General features: G+C 58.3%; 7 protein-coding genes. 1 reads left to right on the forward strand and 6 read right to left on the reverse strand.

Translation table 11 applies throughout. The annotated features are described in order from the left end of the window. The 4 genes from IGB42_RS19885 to IGB42_RS22470 all read right to left on the reverse strand — a co-directional run. Nucleotides 1-11,904, reverse strand: an 11,904-nt coding sequence (locus tag IGB42_RS19885) for a hypothetical protein (protein ID WP_159675017.1), incomplete at its 3' end; no start/stop codon positions are given. A gap of 635 nt (nucleotides 11,905-12,539) precedes the next feature. Further along, entirely contained in the window at nucleotides 12,540-14,117 is a 1,578-nt protein-coding gene (locus IGB42_RS19890; protein ID WP_159675019.1) for a hypothetical protein, read from the reverse strand. A 483-nt stretch (nucleotides 14,118-14,600) separates the two neighbouring features. Continuing rightward, complete coding sequence (locus IGB42_RS19895; protein WP_159675021.1) at nucleotides 14,601-16,805, reverse strand: OsmC domain/YcaO domain-containing protein; 2,205 nt, start codon at nucleotides 16,803-16,805, stop codon at nucleotides 14,601-14,603. Between the two features lie 338 nt (nucleotides 16,806-17,143). Next, the gene (locus IGB42_RS22470; RefSeq protein ID WP_255461542.1) at nucleotides 17,144-17,266 is read right to left on the reverse strand and encodes a hypothetical protein; all 123 of its coding nucleotides are present in this window, start codon (nucleotides 17,264-17,266) and stop codon (nucleotides 17,144-17,146) included. A gap of 294 nt (nucleotides 17,267-17,560) precedes the next feature. Here IGB42_RS22470 and IGB42_RS19900 point away from each other — a divergent pair, with 294 nt between their 5' ends. Further along, on the forward strand, nucleotides 17,561-20,110 hold the full coding sequence (locus IGB42_RS19900; protein ID WP_159675022.1) for a carbohydrate-binding protein: 2,550 nt from the start codon (nucleotides 17,561-17,563) through the stop codon (nucleotides 20,108-20,110). A gap of 168 nt (nucleotides 20,111-20,278) precedes the next feature. Here IGB42_RS19900 and IGB42_RS19905 read toward each other — a convergent pair whose 3' ends face one another. Beyond that, nucleotides 20,279-21,049: a PP2C family serine/threonine-protein phosphatase gene (locus tag IGB42_RS19905; protein WP_159675024.1), complete on the reverse strand. Its 771-nt coding sequence runs from the start codon at nucleotides 21,047-21,049 to the stop codon at nucleotides 20,279-20,281. Next, entirely contained in the window at nucleotides 21,043-23,037 is a 1,995-nt protein-coding gene (gene tagH / locus IGB42_RS19910; RefSeq protein ID WP_159675026.1) for a type VI secretion system-associated FHA domain protein TagH, read from the reverse strand. Before tagH ends, IGB42_RS19905 begins: the two co-directional genes overlap by 7 nt. Between the last annotated feature and the right edge of the window lie 17 nt (nucleotides 23,038-23,054).

Below are 23,054 nucleotides of genomic sequence, written 5' to 3' on the forward strand. Positions count from 1 at the left end.
ACGGGCATCCGCCGTGCCCATGCCGGTGACGGTGTACTTGCGGTAGCCCCCCACCACGGCGCCATTCAGGCCAACGATGGTGTTGTCGTAGGTGTACTGGTAATCGGTGGTCACCCCGGCGCCATTGCTGGTGCGGACTACGCGGCCGGCAAAGTCGAAGAAGGTATAGGACGAAATCCCGTTGGCATCGGTGGCCTTGGTACGGCGGCCGGCGGCATCGTATTCGTAATACTCGGTAGGCGTCGCGCCATTGCGGGCGTCCCGCGTTACCCAAGTCAGCAGGCCGCGCTTGTCATAGGTGTAATTGATGGTGCTGTTCTTGCCCGCTTCAATCGTTTCCACGCGCTGGCGTACTTGGCCAAACTCGTCGTAGCTCATGCTGATCGAGCCACCATCGGCATGCAGTTCTTTTTCGACTAGCGCCTGGCCCTGGGCATCACGGATGCCCAGTGTTTTGTAGCCAGTGACCTTGCCCGCGGCATCTACCGTGGCCACCAGTCGGCCCGCCTTGCTGTACACGTATTTGCTGGTCGGGGTGGTGCCGGTGACCACGACCCCTTGTGCATTGGTGTAATCCACCGCCGCATCGCGCCGTTCGGTCAGCAGGCCCAGCGTGTTGTAGCTCAGGCTGCGCACGCGGCCCAGGCCATCGGTCTCGCTGGCGATCTGGCCAAATGCGTTGTAGGTTTGCGAGCGCGTGATAGTGAGGTTGCGCGTGGCGGAGATCGAATAGCTCCAGCGCTCTTCGGTATTGCTCGCCGGCACGCCGGTACCCAGCGTGAAGGTATCGCTGCGGCGGCTGAGCAAGGCGCCATTGGCATCGAACAGGTCATAGAAGTATTCGTACACACGCCAGCCGCTGCCGGGCACCAGCTTGGTGGCATCCAGCGTGAAGTAGCCGTTGGCATCAACCAGCACCCCGACCTGGGCGAATGGCTGTGCGGCGTTCAGGTCCTGGTCGGTTGCCACATGGCTGGCATCTTCCGAGCTTTTGAGGCGGTAATACAGCTTGGCTGATTTGGCGTTGACATCATTGGCCTGGAAGGTGACCTGCGAGGGGGCACGCTCCATGGTGGCGGTAGTCACCACTTGTGCCTGCGCGCCAACGTATACGGTGGCGTTGCCGGTCGCCATCACCCAGTTGCCACTGCTGATGGATTCGAATTTGACGTCGTATAGCCAGTTCTGCGTCGGGTCCGGGATCAGGTAAGACATGTCCATCAGGAAGCTCACCGGGCGATCCGCGGTCAGCGGATACGGCCCTTGTGCGGTCACATCGTAGGTGCGCGTGATGCCTGAATAGCTGTTGCCGTCCGATCGGGCAGTAAAGGTCACCCGCATCCGGTTGGGAATCTCTGCCCCATTGCCAAAGAAGCCACTCAGATTGAGCTGGGACGGGAACAACTGCGTACTGTTTTGGTAATCAACGGTGGGCAGGTAGGCCTGTATCTTGCGATTGGCCATCACGCTGTTGCCGGTATCAATGACGCCCGTCACCTGGCTGATGATCGTGCTGCCGCTGTAACTGGTCAACGCGACTTCATAGCTACCCGAGCCAACCGGGAAATCAGCGCGGTTTGCTTCAAACATGCCCTTTACCAGTTCGCTGGCCCCGGTTGCCCCCCTGACATACACCTGAGTCAACGAGACGGTGCTCCAGTTGGTTTGCCCCACGGCCCGCATATACAGCACCGTGTTGCTTGGCTGCAGGGCAAGGGCAGTATTGGACAACGCCGGATTGACCAGGTTGAGCTTGCCGCTACCGGTAAATTGCGCCTGACCCCCATTGCTGAGCCGATAGGTGGGCATGTCCAGCCGCACCGATACATCATTGGTGGTGACTCTGGGCGGTGGCGCGTCCTCGTCGGTGCTGGGCAGGGTGTAGTAGCTGACCAGCTGGAAATCGAGCTCAATGTCCTGGCCATCGTTGTACGGGTGGTACCAGACCGGGTCGGTGTTTTGCGTGCCCCAGCCCATATTGATCAGATTGGCATCCATCACCAGGGTTGAATCAACGGTGAACCACCCCGGAATGGTGACGCCGTCGATGACCTTGGCTTTCAGGGCATTGATCGGCAGCGGCGCTGCCAGTCTCCCGCGTGGCCCGGTATCCCCCACGGTGATCCAGGTATTGGCCGGGTAACGCTGCACCTGGCCATTGACGATGACTTTGCGTACCGCGCGCACCTGAAGCTGACTGTAGGTGGTCGGCATGGTGGTCAGGTCGGTACGGCCTTGGTCAACGAGGTTGAGCAGGCCATCCGCACCGACGTAAGAGAAGCCATCCCCGCCCAGTTTGGGCGCGGTGCTGGCGACGTTGAAGGTGGCGCCGGTCTGGGCGTGATACAGCGTGCCGCTCTGGCGGACCAGCACCACCGGCCCGTTGGCACCCGGAGGTTGTCCCAATCCGAAGTAGTTGAACTCGTAGGTTTTGCCGTACTGCAGCAGCGTGGCGGCGTCCTTGAGATAGAAGGTGTTGGAGAGCGTTTCGTCCTTCACCAGGGTGGCTTGCTGATAGGCACCCGTGCTGCCGGATTCGCGATAGTTGAACAGCAGCGTATCCACGTCGCTCTGCATGCCGCGCACGATATAGCGTGCTTCAACCGCTTGCGCCGGCATGCTGTAGGTGATCGATACCTGTTGCGCCGGGATGTCCGATTCCCCGGCGTGCTGATGCGGAATCGGCGCGCCACCGATGCTTTCGCCGGCAAGCATCTGCGCGGAGGCCGCCACCAGCTTGCGGGTGTTGCCGCTCAGTTGGTACAGCTCGACCTTGACCTTGAACAGCGACAGGCTGAGCGGCAAGGTGATGCTGTTCGCGGCCCCGCCCTCAAACGCCTTGTAGGTCTGGCCGGTTTTTTGATCGATGACGTTCAGTTCGTAGCCATCGCCCAAGCCATACAGGCCTTGCGGAATGGGGACGGTAATATTGTTCACCATATAGGAAACAATGGTGTCGAGCGGACCGCCGGAGTAAGACTGCTGATATTGGCTGGTTGCGGTAATGGTGATCGGCAGCGCCTGGCCGGCAGGCAGGCCGGTGGCATAGGTCACCCCCGGGTTGGGCACGGTGATGCCCGGCTTGCTGGACGGGCTGCTGCTTTCCAGGCCAGCAGGCAGCGTGGGCAGGCGTTTCTTGAGGCTATTATCCTGTGGCTTGAACGTGCCCTCTCCCGCGCTCAGCACATTGCCGCTGGCGTCGAAGGTCTTGCTCATGAATTCGTATTCACCAGCTGCCAAGTCGGACACATCGACGATATACCAGCCACTGACCGGCTTGCCGTCAAAGTCGATCTTTTGCTTGGCGATGCGCGCGGTGTTGCTGGTGCCCCATCCGTCGGTGCTGCCCAGCGGCCGCACCCACACCTGCACATTGTTGGTATTGGCCGGTTGACCGGTGATATAGATGGCCTTGGTGGGCGTTTTGAGCCGGTTCTGCTCCAGCGTGACCGAGAACTGTGGCATATCGGTCTTGGATTTGGCAATGGGTGCAGCAAAGGTGCCGCTGCCCACGAGCTCACGTGTTTGGCCGTCCAGCTTCTTCCACACGTAGATTTCGTACTTGCCCTGCAGCCGTGGTAATGCCAGCGTGGCGGTGCTGGCATTGGCTGCGGCGGTAAAGGTGGTGGTCACTCCCGCGTTGATGTATTCGATCAGGTAATCACCGCTGCCATAGCCAGCGGGGAATTGCGGCAGGGAAAGGGTGAGATTGCCGCTCTGGAACGGGTAACCCATTTCGACTGATTCACCCGCCTGGCGATCACGATAAACCATACCATGGAACATGGCCTGAATCGGGGTGGGCGGCGTGAACAGGCTGATCTGCCCCACTTCCGGTACTGGCGGCGTAACAGGCGGCGCGGTCTTGGTAACCGAAATGGTCACCGGGTTGGTCGGGGTGAAGCCTTGGCTGACCGACAGGTTGGCGGTATCAATCCGCGCCAGGATATCCTCGACCGTGAAGTCCGGCTGGTAGGTGCGGATCGACTGGTTCTTTTTATCGAACTCGGTAATGGTCTTGGCGTAGCTGTTGTATTGCGCGGCGGTTGCCGTGGTGACATCTTCATTGTTGGCGCCAGCCTGGAAGCTGAGTGTGGCGTTACCGTTGGCATCGTAGATGTAGCGGGTGACCACGCCAGCATTGGTGTTGCTCATCACCATGCGGCCCAGTTGGTCGTATTGCGCCCATTCCTGGTTGCCACCGTTGATGCCACGCTGCGTCACTTCGCCGAAGGCGTTATAACTGGTTTGCGATGTATCGCCAAGGGTAACGGTAGCGCCCTTGCGTACGGCCTGGCGGCTGGTTTCGCGCCCCATGCGGTCGTAGGTGACGATTGATGCATCGGTGAAGGCCGTGCCGTTCATTGCAGATGTACTGGCAAACTCTGTGGCGGCATAGGCCAGATTGCCAAACCGGTCGTACATGTAACGCGTGATGTAGTTGCCAGCGTCAGTACTGCTGGTCAGCTTGCCGTTTTCCCACGCTTGCGTTTTGACTCGATCATAGATCGGGCTCGAACCAACCTGGGTTTGCTTGACCAGTGAGCCCAACCCGTCGTATTCGAAGCGGGTTTTGGTGCCCCTATCGTCGTTGAGGGCAGCCTTGTACATGTAGACGCGCTGCTCGGTCATGCGGCCGAGTGCGTCATAGCTCATCTCGGTGGCGTAGCCATCCGCATCCAGCTGGCGGATGACGTTGCCCAGACCGTCGTACACAAAGGTACTGATCACGTCCGTTGCGGAGTCGGTGACGGAAGGCAGGGATTCGCCCACCAGTTCACCGTACTTCACGTTGCGCACGGTCTTGCTGATCACGCGGCCCAGGCTATCCAGCTCGGAGACGGTGGCCCGGTCATCCGCACTCGATATTGGCAGCGTCATGGTCAAGCCGCGACCCGGGCGGGTAGCCAGTTTGGTCGCGTAGCGATATTCCACCGTACGATTGGGCAGATATTGCCAAGTAGTAACGTAGCCTTCTTGATCGACTACCCCGATCTGACGCCCCTCTCCATCATAAAAATGCAGGATGGAGTTGCCGCGGCGATCGATTTCCTCGATCACATTGCCGACTGCATCGTAATACTTGGTGGTTTGCAGCGCGCCGGTGTTGAGCTGGAAGGTGCTGCCCGACATCGAGGAATACACCACCGAGGTGGAGCGCTCCGTGGCCATGCGGCCCACTACGTCGTAGGTATAGAACAATGCCCGGTCGTTCTTGCTGTCCACCGTCACTGTCGGCGGCACGGTGCTGCCTTGCGCCGGCAGACTGGCCAGCCGGGTTGCGTAGGTGGTGGTGTCGATCACTTGGCCGCCCGCAGCGTAATGCCGCTGGGTGACAACACCTTCGGCTGTTACCTGGCTGATGACCCGGTTGGCTTTATCGTAGAAGTTGAGCGTGCGGTTGGGATCGACGATCTGCCCGGGTGCATTCGCGTCTTGCAGGCCGATCTGGGTTTCAGTGACATTGCCACGTTTGTCGTAGAAGGTGCGCTCCAGCGAGCGGGCCACAATCTGCACATCACCAGACACATAGACGTTGGCCGCCTGACCCAGCTTGGCGACTTGCCGGCCGACCTTGTCGTACGTGAACTCGGTAATACGCTGTTCCTGCAGGCCCGCTGCCTCGATGGTGCGGATGCGATTGCCGAAGGCGTCATACTCATACTGGTTCTTGACCTGCTGGCCAGCAGACCACACGGGCAGCGCCTCTTCCAGCAACTGGCCGTTACGGTCGTAACGATAGGTGTTGGTGCCGTTGGCACGGTTGGTGGCCGTCGCCTGTTGGCCAAAGGCGTTGTAGCTGATGGTGTCGGTGAAGTTGCGCTTGGTGCCATCGGCCTGCATCACGTCTATGGCCGCGCTGGCAACGCGCAGGTTGCGCGCATCGTACTGATCCGCGAACACGAAATCGGCCGAATTGGCGCTGGTATAGGCCGCGGCAAGTGTGCCATTGCCACCTGCCGGGTAAATCTGTACCGCGACGCCGGTATTCAACGCACCCATGACGCCGTTGACGTAAACACGCTTGCCCACCATGTTGCCAAACGCATCATAGCTATAGGTGGTCAGGAAACGGCTGCTATCAATGCTTTGCGTAAGCTGACCTTTGGCATCGTAATTTTTATACGTTGCCTTGCCATTCAAATCGACCAGCCGCACTACATTGCCGAAGGCGTCGTAATCGATCTGCGTCTGGCTACTGAGCTGATTGGTGATACCAGTGAGGCGACCCAGTTTGTCAAAGCGCTGTGTCACGCTCAGTGCAGCCCGGATGGGTGCATACCCGCCGATCTGATTGGCATTGGCCGGCAAACCGCGTGCTGTACGTTCCGCAATAGCCCAAGGCGCGTCCGAGGTGAACAGCGCGTAATTGCGCGGATCCAGAATCGCCACGCGGTTGCCCAAGGCGTCCAGCGTGTATTCGGTCACGCCCACATCGGCAGTGCCGTAGGCGCTGGATTCGCGGATCAGCCGGCCTGCCGTGTCGTAGTCGTAATGCGTGGTAACGGTATCAGTGGTGCCATCGGCCTGGATGCGGTCCATGACCAGGCCACGTGCATCGTAGACATAGCGGGTTTGCACGCCAGCAGCATCGGTTTGTGTGAGTACGCGACCGGCCGCATCGTAACTGGCACGATTGATCAGATCATTGGCGCCTGCGGTATTGGGGCGCAACTGTCCCAGACTGATCGGTGCGCCATTGACGGGGCTGAAGCCACTGGCAAGCGCCTTGGCGGCATAGCGGAATGTCGCCGTGCGCTGGCCCAATTGATCAAACTGGTATTCGGTCAGGTAGCCTTCGGCGTCGACAGTGGCATTTTGTCGGCTCGCGCCGTCATAGGTGAAATAGCTGGTCCGGTCCTTGCCTGTGGTGGCAACGGTGGCCACGGCGAGCGATGCGGCATTGATGGTGGCCGGCAGTGTGATGCGCTGCTCGTATTGCGTGCTTGAAGCAAGGTTGCCGCGCTCATAGCGGTGCGCGGTGACATAGCGTTCGGCATCCACACTGTAAACCAGCCGATCCAGCGCATCGTAGGCCGCATAAGCGCGATGATCTGCCACAATGGGTTGCAGTGCAGCGATCAGCTCCGCGCGTGTTTGCCAGGCAGTCGTGACGATGTTTACATACTGAATCCGCTGTACGACATTGTTATCGCCATCAAAGCGCTGTTCGGAGACATTGCCCAGCGCATCGACCGTATGGGTGAGCCGACTATCCTTGTCATAGGCGTAGCGCGTGGTGCGGGCGGCGAAGTCTATACCTTGCGTGCCATTCGGGCCTGGCCAAAGGACCGTAAGCGTCGCCAGCACCGTGGCATCGGTAACCGTGGCGGGGATGGTGATGGCCTTGCTGTAACGCGTTTCGGCAATACGGTTGCCAGCAGCGTCATAACGGATTTCGCTGATGCCACCCAATGCATCAACGGTATAGTGCGGTCGTCCGGCTGCATCGTAGGTAAAGCGCGTGGCGTTGTTGGCCGCATCAAAACGGGCGGTAACCTGGCCGGCCAGATCATACTCATAGCGGGTGGTGAGCTTGAGCGGGCCATCCGGGTCCAGCGTTTCAGTCAGGCGGCGATTGAAGCTGTCGTAGGTAAACGCGGTGACGCGTTGCGTACCCGTGCCTGCGGCTTCCACCAGACGCACCACATTATTAAGATAGTCGTAGGTATATTCAGTACGCAGCGCAAGCGCGCCGGCCTTGGCTGCGCCGTCCGGCCCGGTCGCAGGATCGATCACACTGGCTTTGACGCGGCCGCGTGCATCGAATTCGGTTTTGGTCCAGACGCCGTCCGGGCGTTTTTCCCAAATTTTGCGGCCGGCGCCATCAAAACGGTACTCGGTTTGCAAGTTTACGCCGCCCGGATCGGACTGTCTCGTCAGCACCCGATTGCTGGCATCATAGGTCAACCGGGTGACGATGCCGCGTTCGTTTACCTCGATCAGATTGCCGGCCAGATCATAATCGTTGTAACTGACCAGATCGGTCTCGTTGAGCCCTTCTACCTTTTGCACCAACTGACCGTCGAGGTTGTACCGATAGCTGGTGACATGGCCTTCCCCGCTACGCACCGATACCACTTCACTCTGCGCGTTGCGCTTGGTGGTGACGCTAACCCCTTCGGGGGTGGTGACCGTGGTTTCTCGGGTGCTGCTGTTGTAGGTATAACGCGTGCTATTGCCGTTGGCATCGGTGGTGCTGTAGACCCGCCCAAGGGGATCATAGGCCGTCAGGCGCGAGGCACCGGTGGGGTCTGTCACACTGATCACGCGCCCAGCGGCATCGTAACTGGTCTTGCTGATGCGGCCGAGCGGATCGACCTGTTCGATCAGGCGGCCAAAGGTGTCGTAGCGGAGTTCGGTAACGGTAGTGGTCTGGTTCCTGCTGAAGCGCAATGCACCGCGCTGGTCGTATTCGCGGGTTTCGTTCAGCCAGGTATTGCCGTCGGCGCCTACCGTTTGCACCCGCTCCATTTCACCGAAGGGGTTGTAAACGTATGCGATGACCACGCCCAACGCATCACGAATTTGACGCAAGACCCCTTGGTTATCGAGGTAACGCTCGGTTTTTTGGTCACGACTGGCATCGGCCAACGACGTCAGCTGCTGCCGCAGCGCGGTGCCCACCACCCCGCCGGTCAGCGTTGCCAAGACCGTGCTGGAAAGACGGTTCGCGTAGCGCAAAGAGGCCGTGACGTTCGCTCCGTTAGCAGCATAGTAAAGCTCTTCGGCCTCGCCATCTGCGTTGACGGTCAGGACGATCCGATCTACAGCATCGTAATAGAAATACGTTTTACGGCCATTGCCATCGGTGCTGCTGATGCGACGGCCCGCCGCGTCATAGCCATAGGTCACGGCACCAGCTTCGTTGATGCGGTTGGATGCTTCACCGCCCAGCTCAACCAGCAGATTGCCTTGCGCATCGTAACGCCATTGCTTGGTGCGCTCGTCTGCGCTACCTGCTGCAGTGACCTGCTTGGCGAGATTGCCAGCCACGTCGTAGGTGTAGGTGGTCACGGTATTGAACGGTTGCCGCTCTTCACGCACCACGCGGTTGAAGTGGTCGTATGTCCAGATAGTGAACTGGTCTTCGCTGTCGGGGGTCGGCAAGGCATCGACCAATCGCGTCGCATTGCGATCCCTGGCCACATGCATGTAATGAAGCTCTGTTTGCTTGTTGCCCGTTACATCGTAGCGGTACTCTGTCAATGCGCCGCCCGCATCAATCACCCCAACCAGTTGACCACGGCCGTTGTAGAGGTAGTTGGTCGTCTGATCGGCTGCATCGGTAACCGGGCGGACCTGTGCCAAAGTACCCGTTTGCTGCAACGTCGATGTGGTGAGCTTGGCATAGCGTAGCGTGGCCGTACGTTGCCCGGCCACATTATAGAAATATTCAGTCAGTGCACCGACAGCATCAAGCTCAGCCAGCAGTAATCCATCATCAGAATAGAACGCGCGTTGCCAACGGTTATTGGCCGGGTCTGCGTTATACGTTGATGACAGGCCTCTGGCAATGCCATCACTGGGCTCGTAGCCCGCATAAAACAGGGAAGTCAAACTACTGGTCGTAATCGGTTTTGCATACTGAATCACGTCCGTCCGGCGCCCGGCACCGTCATAACGGTATTCCGTTACCGAGGAATAGCTATTTGCGCCGTACTCTGCGACTTCAAAACCCAATTGACCAATGCTGTCGTAGAAATAATAAGTACGGCCGGCTGTGTTACCAACGGCAGAACGTACGCCGGAAATGGTCAATCCGGCCGGATTGCTGGCATAGCTTGCCAGCGTAGTGGCAGGGATACGGGCTACATAGTTGACCCGCTGCAGTATCTGCCCGGCATTGTTGTAGACGATTTCAGTCAGTGCACCATCCGGGGCGACTTCCCCGACCTGGCGTGAGTTCTTGTCGTACAGGTAATAGGTTTTGTTGCCGACTTCGTCGGTTTTCTGGACGCGCCGATCCAGCTTGTCGTAGGCATAGCTCACGGTGCCCAAGATGGGCACGCCGGTACGCTCGGTACTGCTCAGCAAGCGGCCTGCCTGGTCGAAGGTGGACGTGACGATCAGGCCATTGGCCTGCGTCTGCGTGGTTTGCCGGCCGGTATCGTCGTAAACGGTGGTCGTGGTGGTGGCGACGCCATTGGCATCGTACTGGCTGACGGTCAGGACCCGGCCCAGGCCGTCATAGCTATAGACAGTGCTGTAATCGTTGGCATCTGCCGTCAACACACCGCGCGCGTCGATGCGCTGCAACAGGCGACCGAAGGCATCATAGATATAGCTGGTCTTGATCGGCAGGACGGGCTGGCCATTGCTATCCATGCCCTCGCTGGTAGTCACCGATTGCAACTGGCCCAGCACATCGTAGGCCATGTCGGTACGGCCGGTCTTGGTGAGGTCCTGAATACCAGTCCAAGTGCTGAGGTCGCTATAGGTCGCAGTGGTGGCCAGATAATTGCCGCCGGTATAGCTGATTTCCTGCGTGCGCAGGCCACGCAGATTGTAGCGGTATTCGCTGACCCGGCCTTCCGGGGTGATCTTGAAGCGCAGATTGCCTGCGGTATCATAAACGAAGCGGGTTTTGAGGGCACCGGTGGCATCGTTGCCAGCCAGACCATCAGGATCTCGGCCAGTGAATTCCGTCACGGAAGTCAGGCGATCATCGGCATCGTAAGCCCGACGTACCGCAGAAGAGTTCTGCCTTAGTTCATATACCAGATTGCCACGTGCGTCGTACGCATATTGGGTCTGGAAGTTGCGCCCATCCATGACTGCCGACACGTTGCCGGATGCATCATAGGAGATCAGCGTGCGGTTGGTGCCGTAATCGTCGGTGGGGTACTGGATCTGCGTGACTTGCCCGGCTGCATCATAGGTAAAGACCGTGTTCTGGTTGAGCGGGTCAGTGATGGTAGTGGTTTTGGCGCTGGTGTTATAGGTGTAAGTGGTGGTGCGGATATCACCGGCACCGCGCACATCCTTCACCGTCGCGATGCGGAAGCTACCGTCGTAGGTAAACTCCAGCCGGCTGCCATCGGTCTGGCTGATGCTGGCTAGCCGCTTGCTGGTGCCGTCGTAGGTGTAGTTGGTGACGTAGGCCTTGCCATCTGCAGTGCTGCCGTCTTCCGGGCTGAGGTCGACGGTGACCTTGATCAGGCGGTTGGACGTGTCGTAGGCATAGCGGACGCGCGTGGTGCTGACATCCTGGTTGCTGCTGTTCTTGGCGAAGTTGCCCACTTCGGTGAGCAGGGTGCCGGAATACACCAGGTCCAAGCCGCTGTTATATGTGGCTTCGCCTGCGCCCCATGATTCCAGTCGGTTGATCTGGCCAGCGGCGTTGTACTGCACGCGGATTTCGTCACCCGCGGCGTTGGTTTGTGTGGCCAAGCGCCAGGCAGTGCCGCTGCCATCGGTCTTGTAGAGTTCGGTGCCGCCGCTGGCGCCGTCTTTCCAGGTCCACTGCTGGGTGCCAGCGTTGTAGCGCAGGCTGTCGAAAGCACCGGCGCCAACGGTGGTGACGTATTCGCCCCGTGCGGTGTCGTAGGTGTAGACCGCTTCGAATTCGTCGCCATCCACCCGCTTGATGGTGCTGCCGGCGGTATTGACCGTGCCGGTCAGGCCGGAGATGCGCTTGTAGAAGCCGATGCGCCACTGGTCGTTGTTGTCGCCATCCCAAGCGCCATTGCTGTTATAGGTGCGCAGCAGATCCGGTTGCAGGCCGCTGCCCAGCAACAGGGTATCGTGTTGCTGCAGCGTGAGATTACCGGTAGTGGCATTGACGTAGACGGCTTCCGCACCGTTGCCGGTGCCGGCGGACCCGACCACGCCGTTCTGACCCAGCAGTTCCCGCGAGGAACCCGACAACCCCAGACCATTTCCACCAATAATCGCGACCATAATGCAGATTCCATCGTTGTGTGCTTGGCTTGACGCCTATGCACAACGTATCCGGGTCAATTCGCGAGAGTTTAGGGAAATGATGAAATATTTTTACGTGCCACGTTGAATCAGGAAGCTGGAGCAAGGGCTAGGCATCCGATGGTGTTGTAAATCGTACCATCCGTACGCGGATTTCACTGGATGAAACGCTGGATATCGGGAGGATTCCAGCACGCCGGTCATGCAGGATTACACTACGGTACCGTTTCGCTTCAACGGCGAATCGCCCAAGTCGTCATCGCCATCAAGCACACCGCACACTCCAGCGCCCCAGAAGGAAGTCGCAGCAAAGACCTCAGATATAGACCAACTACTACGCTATCGTAGGCAAAGAGCGCCAGTCTTCGTCTTGACGCGCGCCTAGCATCCCGGAAACGACAATATTCCATGAGTGAGTTGGAAAGCTATCTAGCTGCGGCAATGATCATGGCCATTACACGGGCTACTTCCGCTTCGAATGAAGACAAAAAGCGATTTTGCAAACCTTCCGATCGTTGCCATCAGCCTTCCTGCAGTCGTAACAGTAATGAAGCATGCTAGGCTAGCAACATCACACGCATCACGATGCGCCAATGACTGAGCTGGAAACTTATCTAGCTGCGGCCACACGCGAAAACACGCAACGCAGCTACGCTTCTGCCATACGCCATTTTGAGGTGGAATGGAGCGGCCTGTTGCCCGCCACGGGTGACAGCATCGCTCGATACCTCGCTGAATACGCCGACAAGCTGGCAATCAACACGCTGAAGCAACGGTTGGCCGCGCTTGCGCAGTGGCATATTGAACAAGGCTTCGCCGACCCCACAAAATGCATATTCCAGAGGGGTTCGATTTCCTATTCCTCGATGAGGTGTTGCGTTATAATTTGCGATAAGGACATCAATAAGCTCTTCTGCGTATTCATATTGGAAGCGGCTATTTATAGCTACCGCTTCCGGATTTCTACCCGCTTTGTCTTTAGGTTTAGCCCCGGTGGTATTGGACATACCCTGAAACCCATTTCCCGCTAGATTCCTAAAAAATGCCTCAATAAAAGGGCGATCATCTTTAGTTCTTCTTTGGGAAAAAGAGGTTGATGGATCGAGTAGCATTGAGCCCAACCCATCAATAAGTATATCTCTGACATGCTTAGATGTTTCGGCCAAGGCACCATCTACGCTGGTTTCGTCCCAAGCCAAGCCAACATATTCACTGCCCAGCACAGATAAAAGGCCAGCTCCTTTTTGATAAGGCGTATCGGAAAATGTTACTTCTCGAGGAACCCATCGTGAAAGCCCTCGTTTAAGAGCGCGTAGGACATCATCCTTGGATACTTCACGTCTCATGCTAAAATAATAACCCACTACAACTCGCGACATCACTTCCAACGCGACTATAACCCACAGGCGGTAGACGATCTTTTCCTGATAGCCTCCGCCAATCAAAGGAATAAGCACACAAAAACGGCCATCAAGTTTATGAGCATCCATTTCGATCCGCTGCATAAATTTCGTGACGGGTCTTTGCGTCCCATCTCCCGATTTCATTTTCCTGACTAAATCGGGTCCGCCGACGCTATCTGCCAATGCTGCCGGGTTGGCATTGAGGACGTTTTTCACATATCGACTTATAGATGAATAGCCTAAAGTTTGAGTATTAAATGGCCATTCGTTTCGAGCTTCGTATCCAAGTGCTCGCAGTTCATTATTAAACCAGATACAATGGTTCATAATTGAGCGTTTTATTGCTCTGAGCTTTACCCCAGATTTAGAAGGAAGGATGCGAGCTTCAAACTTTTTTCGAAGCTCTGGATTAAGGTCCAAAACAAGCTGCAATGCTCCTGCTGCACCATAGCCGAATGCATCAACTTTGATCTTTTGGATTCGCTTAAAAGGATGAACTCTAAGAAAAGGAACCAAGGCTCGCCATCCATAGACGAGACCATCAGGATGTGTTTCAAGACAACGCTCTCGGATGAGGCGATAGACCTGCTTAGCACCGATAGCAGTTTGTTCCTTAATTTCGGAATCGGAAGCGCCAGATAGATAAAGTAGAATGGCTTTCTTTCGGGAGAAATATTGGATTCGTTTTTTGCCAACAAACGCTCCTTCGTCCGGTGTAGGCCACTGGGATAGGTTAACCTCTCTCCCATTCACTCGCCTGTACGACATTTCGTCAACCTGTTCAGTCATACTGCTCTCCTCAAGAGCATGTTGAGCATGTATGGTTCGTGCCACACCCCAAGAGCGCCATAGCACTTCTGATCGTCTTATGGGAGTTTTCACAATCCAAAAAGCAACTGAGCGGTGGGGGAGCCGCTCAATGGTGGGTACGTGCGAAAATGAGATGTGACGAAAGAATCAAGAAAGGTACAATTTTATGCTTATCGTTCAGGTAGGGAACAATTTTATGCTTACGTTCTTCACATGAAGTTGTAGATGCCGCCTTGGGAAGCCGCGGATTTTCGTTGGCGCTCCAGGAACAACTTTATGCAAAGCGACGCTGACTAACTGTGGGCACAAAGTTGTTCCTTATTTTTCTTAAAGTTGTTCCCAGTGCCCAACGCACGCCAACGACCGTACTTCTGACCAAACAGCCACGGAAACAGCCACGGCTCAATCCAAACTCATTGCTGGCAAGAAGCGGTCGAGCCGGGGCTTGGTGGATATGACCTTCTAAATGGATGCCGCCGCTTTGGCTCGCGCCACATGAAGTTTCCTGTAGCTATCGATCAGGCGCTGGTGCCTCTCCAGCCCTTCCAGCTTCATGCTCGTGGGGGTGAGGCCGAAGAAGCGCACGCTGCCATCCACTGATCCAAGTGCAGCATCCATCCGCGGGTTGCCGAACATGCGGCGGAAATTGACTTCGTAATCGGCCAGGTCCAGTTCGTCATCGAGCATGACTTCCAGCACCGCACTGAGCGCCTGGTAAAACAGACCACGCTCGACCGTGTTGTCGTTGTACTGCAGGAAAGCGCCCACCAGATCCAGCGCCTCCTCGAATTGCTGCAAGGCCAGATGGATCAACAGCTTCAGTTCCAGTATGGTCAGTTGGCCCCAGGCGGTATTCTCGTCAAATTCGATGCCGATCAGCGTGGCGATATCGGAGTAATCATCTACCTCGATGTTTTCCAGGCGCTCAAGCAGTGCTTCCAGGCTGGCATTGTCCAGGCGATGCAGATTCAGGATATCGGCACGGAACAACAGCGCCTTGTTGGTGTTATCCCAGACCAGATCTTCTACCAGATAGACTTCCGAATAATCGGGTACCAGAATGCGGCAGGCCGTGGCGCCCAGCTGGTCATGCACGGCCATGTACACTTCCTTGCCCATGTCTTCGAGTATGCCGAGCAGCGTCGCGGCTTCCTCGGCGTTGGAATTGTCGCCCTGGCCGGAAAAATCCCACTCGACGAAGCTGAAATCCGCTTTGGCGCTGAAGAAACGCCACGACACGATGCCGCTGGAATCGATGAAGTGTTCAACGAAATTATTCGGCTCCGTCACCGCATGGCTTTCAAAGGTGGGCCGGGGCAGATCGTTCAGGCCTTCGAAGCTGCGGCCTTGCAGCAATTCCGTCAGGCTGCGCTCCAGCGCCACTTCCAGGCTGGGGTGTGCGCCGAATGATGCAAACACGCCGCCGGTACGCGGGTTCATCAGGGTAACGCACATCACCGGGTACACACCGCCCAGCGATGCATCCTTCACCAGCACCGGAAAGCCCTGCTCTTCCAGGCCCTGGAGGCCGGCCAGAATGCTGGGATATTTCGCCAGCACCTCGTGCGGTACATCGGGAAGCGCGATTTCGCCCTCCAGGATTTCGCGCTTTACCGCCCGCTCGAAAATTTCCGACAGGCATTGCACCTGTGCTTCGGCCAGCGTATTGCCGGCGCTCATGCCATTGCTGACGTAGAGGTTTTCAACCAGGTTGGACGGGAAATACACCACCTCGCCGTCCGAATGGCGCATGAAGGGCAGCGAACAGATGCCGCGCTCTGCATTACCGGAATTGGTATCGATCAGGTGCGAGCCACGCAGTTCGCCATCGGGGTTGTAGATCTGCAGACAGTATTCATCGAGAATTTCAGCCGGCAACGCATCGCCCGCGCCGGGTTGGAACCAGCGCTCATCCGGGTAATGCACGAATGCCGCGTTGGCGATCTCTTCGCCCCAGAACGCGCCGGCGTAGAAATGGTTGTTGTTGAGCCGCTCTATATACTCGCCCAGCGCCGAAGCCAGTGCGCTTTCCTTGTTAGCACCTTTGCCATTGGTAAAACACATCGGCGAGTGTGCATCGCGGATATGCAGCGACCACACATTGGGCACGATGTTGCGCCACGAAGCGATCTCGATCTTGATGCCGAGGTTCGCCAGCACGCCCGACATATTGGCAATGGTCTGCTCCAGCGGCAGATCCTTGCCCACGATATACGTAGCCGCTCCGGCAGAAGCCGGCTGCAGCGTCAGCAAGGCCTGCGCATCGGCATCCAGGTTTTCCACTTCTTCAATCACGAACTCGGGCCCGGCTTGCACCACCTTCTTCACCGTGCAACGGTCGATGGAGCGCAGGATGCCCTGGCGGTCCTTGGCGGAGATATCCGCCGGCAACTCCACCTGAATCTTGAAAATCTGCTGGTAGCGGTTTTCCGGATCAACGATGTTGTTCTGTGACAGACGGATGTTTTCGGTAGGGATATTGCGGGTTACGCAATACAACTTCACGAAGTAAGCCGCACACAAAGCCGACGAAGCCAGAAAGTAGTCGAACGGGCCCGGTGCAGAGCCATCGCCCTTGTAGCGGATGGGCTGGTCGGCCACGACTGTGAAATCATCGAACTTGGCTTCGAGACGAAGCTTGTCGAGAAAATTTACCTTGATTTCCATGCAAGAATTCCAGATTGGTGCTCAAAATGATCTGGTCACCATTATCCGGGTTTTTCAGCTGTAAACCCGAGCTTCTCGGTTGTGGCTGCTGATCGGTTCCCTGTTCCTCCTTGGCGTTCCATCATCCTTCACAGCAAGCAACGCTGGCATTCAAACACGCTGCGCGGCCCCCAGTCCGCAGGCATCTTTGCCGATGGGTAACTATCCGGGGCTTCGCTGGCCACGGCATTTACCTGCACCTCTGCATACCGCTCATCAAGGAGACGTTCGGGCCGGGTTCAATGGTCACGCCGCCACCCAAGGCTTTGCAGGCATTGCAGTCCACACCGCCGCCCACTTCATTGTCCGTAATGAGTCTTTTCATTGAGGCTGGAAAAAATGATTTCGCCGGCTGACGTTGCAGCAAAGGTTCGCCAGTTCTTGGCCAGCCGCGCAAGGGATATTGGCGTGAAGTATTCCATTTTGAACTCGTACTTCATGTCGTTCATGAATGACGACGCGAGATAAATAAAGTGCAAGATATTGAAAATTAAAGGTAATTATGCATTTTTCCTGCCGTTCATGAATTGCCAGCGGCTAGGCGCTGCGCTGCTCGGCTCATCAATGTAATAGTCACTACGCTGCCGTGTGTTGTGAAGCTGGATTGAAGAAGTGCTTTGCGATTGGCAGTACTTCAAACAGTAGTTCAAACAACTTGAGACATCCCGAACTGCGGAGCGACTCCCGCCCTGCACCAGGGGATGCGAGGAGATGTAATGAAACTTCGCAAATCAGCCTTGCGCCAGAGTAACGCGGCGCTGGTGACGTTGAGTTTGCTGGCGGCCATCTGGGCGCCGGCGGCACTGGCAGCGGTGGCTTGGCAGGAAGGCAATACTTATACCGCCGGTAGCGTGGTCAGCTACAACGGCCATGACTACAAGGCACTGGTCACCCATACCGCCTATGTGGGTGCCAACTGGAACCCGTCTGCAACGCCAACGCTGTGGCAAGACCAGGGGCCGGTGTTACCGCCGCCGACATCCACGCCCACGCCTTCACCCACGCCATACGTAACGATCACCCCGACACCCACACCGGTTGCATGTACTTTCAACAGCCCGCAATGGAGCGTGGGCCAGAATTATCCGGTCAACAGCTGTGTGACCACGCGCTATGGCAGCAGCTTCGAAACCTGCACGCATATCTATGCAGCGACCGTTGCGCATCTGTCGACCAGCAGCAATGGCCCGGGCACAGCTAGCTGGATCCAGCAGGACAGCGGCGCCGGCCTGTGTGTGATGATTCCGTTCTATACCCCGACGCCAGTTGTCACCGTCACACCAAGCCCGACACCCACGCCGACTTCCACCCCGACGCCGACGATCACCGTTACGCCGACTCCGGGTGTGATCACACCGGTACCGGGCCTGTGCGCCGCCGACTGGAACACCGGCACCGCCTATACCGGTGGTGCCAATGTTGCGTATAACGGCCGCAACTACCAGGCCAAATGGTGGACGCAAGGCAATATCCCGTCCGCCAATGTCGGCGATGGCAGACCCTGGAACGATCTGGGCGCCTGCAGCAGCAACGCGGTGTCGGTCATTGCAGTTGCCACCCCCACAGAGGGCCAGTCATTCAGCTACGGCGACTATCTGATCCCGATCACGTTGAGTGGCAGTGCCAGCGAAACCGGCGGCCAGATCGTCTCGATCAAGGTAACGATCGATGGCACGCTGGTTACCCAGGTAAACGGTGCGTCTTTCTCGGTACTTTGGGGCCCGTATAGCGGCAATCACCAGATGGTAGTGACTGCAACGGATGCCAGGGGTGCCGTCAGCACGCTGCAACGCAACTTCAAGGTGACCATCAGCGGCCTGCCTACTCCCTACCCGACGGTAACGCCGACCCCGTCCACCACACCTACCGTAACACCGACGCCGACCAGCACGCCGACGCCTACGGTTACGCCAACACCACCCATCTGCCCGCCAGTAATGCCGCCGGCCGGCTACAAGGTGGTGCCTGATCCGGCCTATCCGTGCGGCAAGCCGGTACCGATCGGCGACGTGGTCAACTTCGGCTCGCTCAGTGCCACCCCTGCTGCCAACAGCCAGTACAATATCGGCTGGACGCTGAATGGTGCGTTGCTGCCCGGCTGGACACCCGGCTACTGGCGCGTGCTGGACGCTACGGGCAAGACCGTCACCGCTTCGGGCACGATCATTCCTTCGCCCAATCAGTCGGTAACCTATTACTCGGGCAATCTGACCACCGCTTTCGGCAGCGGAACCAGCAGCTTCCAGGTACAGGTTTGCGATAGCCAGAACAGCAACAATTGCATACTCAGCCAGTTTGCCCCGCTGGGCTCTACAACCTTGGCCAAGCACCTGCTGGTGGGCTACTGGCACAACTTCCCGAACGCATCGGGCCCCACTTTCCCGCTCAGCCAGATCGCGGATGACTGGGACGTGATCATGCTCTCGTTCGGCGAAAATGCAGGCAATGGCAACGTGGCCTTCCATCTTGACCAGAACGCTGGCAGCGAAGCGCAATTCATCGCCGATATCGCCGCCAAACGCGCCAAGGGCAAGAAGGTGGTGCTGTCGCTGGGTGGGCAAGATGGTTCGATCACGCTCAACACCGCAGCCGATGTCGGCAACTTCGTCAGCAGCCTGAACGGCCTCATCACCAAGTATGGTCTCGATGGCATCGATCTTGATCTGGAAAGCGGCGTGAGCCAAGGCGCGGCCATCCAGGGTAACCTGGTGACGGCGATCAAGCAGCTCAAGGCACTGGTTGGCCCCAGCTTCTATCTGTCGATGGCACCGGAACACCCATATGTACAGGGTGGCTATGTAGCGCTGGGCGGCAACTGGGGGTCTTACCTGCCCATCATCGACGGCCTGCGTGACGACCTGTCGGTGATCCACGTGCAGTACTACAACAATGGTGGTTTTACCTTCACCGATGGCCGTACGCTGAACGAAGGCACGGTGGATGGACTGGTGGGTGGTTCATTGATGCTGATCGAGGGCTTCAAGACTGCCTACGGCACCGGCTGGGAGTTCAAGGGGCTGCGCCCGGATCAGGTCGCGTTCGGTGTGCCGAGCGGCAACCAGTCTGCGGGGCGTGGTTTTGTTACCGCAGCGACAGTGAAAAACGCGCTGACTTGCCTGACCCAGCTGACAGGTTGCGATACGGTGAAGCCGAAACAGGCCTACCCGACTTATCGCGGCGTGATGACCTGGTCAATCAACTGGGACAAGCACGACGGCTATAACTTCTCGGTACCGGCCCGTGCTGCGCTGAACGCATTGCCGTAATACGCACCACTGCAGTTGCAATACCCGCACCGGCACGGTTTTCCGTGCCGGTGCTTTTTCATGCCGCCAGATCATTGCTGCCGAAGCGGATCAGCACTTTCGGGGCATCGATTGCCATGGCCCTTTTCGCTAGCCCCTCCTGCATCTGCACGACGCACACAACAGGCGTCAGATGCTCTGGGCAGCGGGTTGCACCAACCGTGTCAAAGTCACGCATTGCGGATCGCCCACCCATACCGCAATGGCCGAGTAATTATCCTGCGCCATGCGTTGGCCCACCTGGGCGGCCAGCAATGTGATCCACTCCTCCGCCGAGCCCGCCAGTTGCAGCAGGCTTTCCAGCTCGTGGTCATGCAGCCCATGCCAGAAGCCATCCGTGCACAGCAGATAGGCATCGCCATCCTGCAGTGGCTGCGGCACGGTCAGCGTACTGGCAACGGTGTTGGCACGCCCGAGCGCCTGGCTGAGCAGGTTGGGATTGACCCGATCATGCGGCAAGCCGGCGGCTGCCAGTTGCGCAACCAGGCTATGGTCTTGCGTGCGCTGTAGTAGCGCACCGCGCCGGAAGTGATACAGGCGGCTATCACCGGCATGCACCCATTGCGCAAAGCCATGGCTGCGATCGATGAACAGACCGATCAGCGTGGCGGCCATGGTGGCGCGATCCGGATTGCGCTGCTGATCGGCAATGATCAGCGATTGCGCGCTGGCCACGCTATTGTGCGCCAGCTCTGCCAGCGGGGTTTGCTGGCGGTTCTCGAATTGCTTGAGCACCCCATGGACGGCGAGCCTGGCGGCATACCCGCCACCCCGCTCGCCACCCACCCCGTCGCTGAGCACGAAGCACGCGTCCTGATCTCGGATGCGCAAACCCAGCGCATCTTCGTTGCTGGCGCGGCTGCCGGCATATGTGCACTGCGCAGTCGTCAATTTCAGCATCGTGCCGACTCTTTGCTGTGTTGCCGGTAGAGCTCTACTTCGGCGTCGTAGGCGGCAAGGAATGCATTACCGAACACGGACTGGAAGTCTTCCTCCACCGCATTCACCATGGATTGATGCAACGCGCGGTACTGCAACCAGGCGCGGCCTTCCTTGCCCGGCGGCAGCATGCGTTCATACCAGCTGCCGGCCACCGTTTTCTGTGCGATCAGGTCCGGGCTGACATCGTGCAGCAACTGGTTCAGTGCCGCGCGCATGCCGGCCAGCATGCCGATCTGGTGGGCATGCAAGTCGTGAAAAGCGTCATCCATCGCCTGCTCGGGCGACATGAAGCCCGGAAATGGTGGGCCAAACATCTGCTTGAGCACGGTTTGCGCATCCGGCAGCAACTTGAGCGGGTTATTTTCCCGATCGAGGATCATGGTGAGATCGGCCTTCACTTCGCGTTTGATGATGGTACGGCTGGAAAGCAAATCCATGGCACCACCGATGAAGCCGGCCAGCATGCGGCCTGCCTGGCGAAATTGTGCTTCGTTCAGCGTGGCAGGGCTTGCCGCCAGCCCCGCGCCTTCCAGGAAGGCCCCCAGCAGTTGCGGCGCCTGCTGAGCCCAGTCTGCAGCCGCTCCGTTCGGCCCGGCTGGCAAACCGGTATCCGCAGCGCGCGGTATGTTGCCGGGCGTGGGCGTAACGGCCTGCGTTATCACCCCGGCAGGCGGCAAAGGGGCTACCGCAGGTGCCACCATCGCAGCAACGGCTATGGGTGCAGGTATCGAAACCGGGGCGGGCGTTGCTGCTATATATCCACCTGCATAGCCATCCGGCGCAGCGGCAGCAGGCTGCGCCGGCGCGACGGCGGGCAGGCTGAAGTGGCTGGCGACTTCCGGCACGTTATCGGTCTGCACAGGCAGATGCTGCGCCGCTGTAATCAGACCCAGCGGGCTGGGTGCGGCCTCGGCAAACACCCCAGCACCATCGGCGAACAGGCTGCTGGCACCATCCCCGGGCATGGCCGCAAACAGGTCCAGCGGATCAACCGGCAGTGCCTGCATGTCTGCCAGAGCATGCGTGGTGGGCGGCGCAACGGGCGGTGCTTCAACGGCTGGCGCCAGCGGCGCGACGATTGCTGCAGGCTGGTCGAACTGCGCTTGCTGCTCTACCGGGGCGAATTCGGATACCAGGCTATCCCAGAAAGCGGCCGGCGGCAGCGATGCAGGGGCAACTGCGGGTAGGGATGCGGATGCCGGCGCAAACTCGGGCAATGCTGCAACAACATCAAAGCCGGCAAACGCAGTGGCGGAGGCAGGCGTACCTGCGCCAAACAAGCCATCCAGGTTGAATGGCTCTGCGGCTGCAGGTTGGGCTGGTTCTGACTGGAGCGCTGGCTGGAGCAGTTGCGCGGCAGCGTTAGCTGGCGGCGGCATTGGTGCAACGTCTGCAACAGGCGGCAGCACGGCAGCGCCTGCAGGCAGGCTGTAGATTTGCCCGGCATCAGCAAACGCATCGAGTAACTCGGATCGGGCCGCGAATTGGGCGGAAAATTGGGCCGGCCCCTGCGCTTCCTGCTGGGCAATATTCACACTGCTGGCTGGCTGCGCGGTAACGGCCGGCGATGCGGTTTCGGCAACAAGGGGTACAACGACGCCGATTGGTTCGGCAACTGGCGGCAATGCTGTTTGTGCCGGGTCATCCACACGCAATTGGTAAACACCGATGCTGATGCGGTCACCCGGGTTCAGCCGGTGCTCCTGATCGCCATGCAATGGCCCTTCGTTTACTTCTATTGCACAGACGCTGCTCAGGTTTCTCAGGTAGCAGCCGCTATCGTCAAGCCTCACTGCGGCTTGCAAGCGGGATATCTGGCGGGTTTCATCCGCCAGCACCATGTGGTTGTCCGCGCTGCGGCCTATGGTGGCACCGGGTGGGCTGAACACGACACTTTGCGAAGGGCTCACCGGCAGCCCGCCGTACTCGAGGATGGTCAATCGCATTGAAGATTCGTTCCTGT

This window comes from Andreprevotia sp. IGB-42 (assembly GCF_009848685.1).
Classification (GTDB): Bacteria; Pseudomonadota; Gammaproteobacteria; order Burkholderiales; family Chitinibacteraceae; genus Andreprevotia.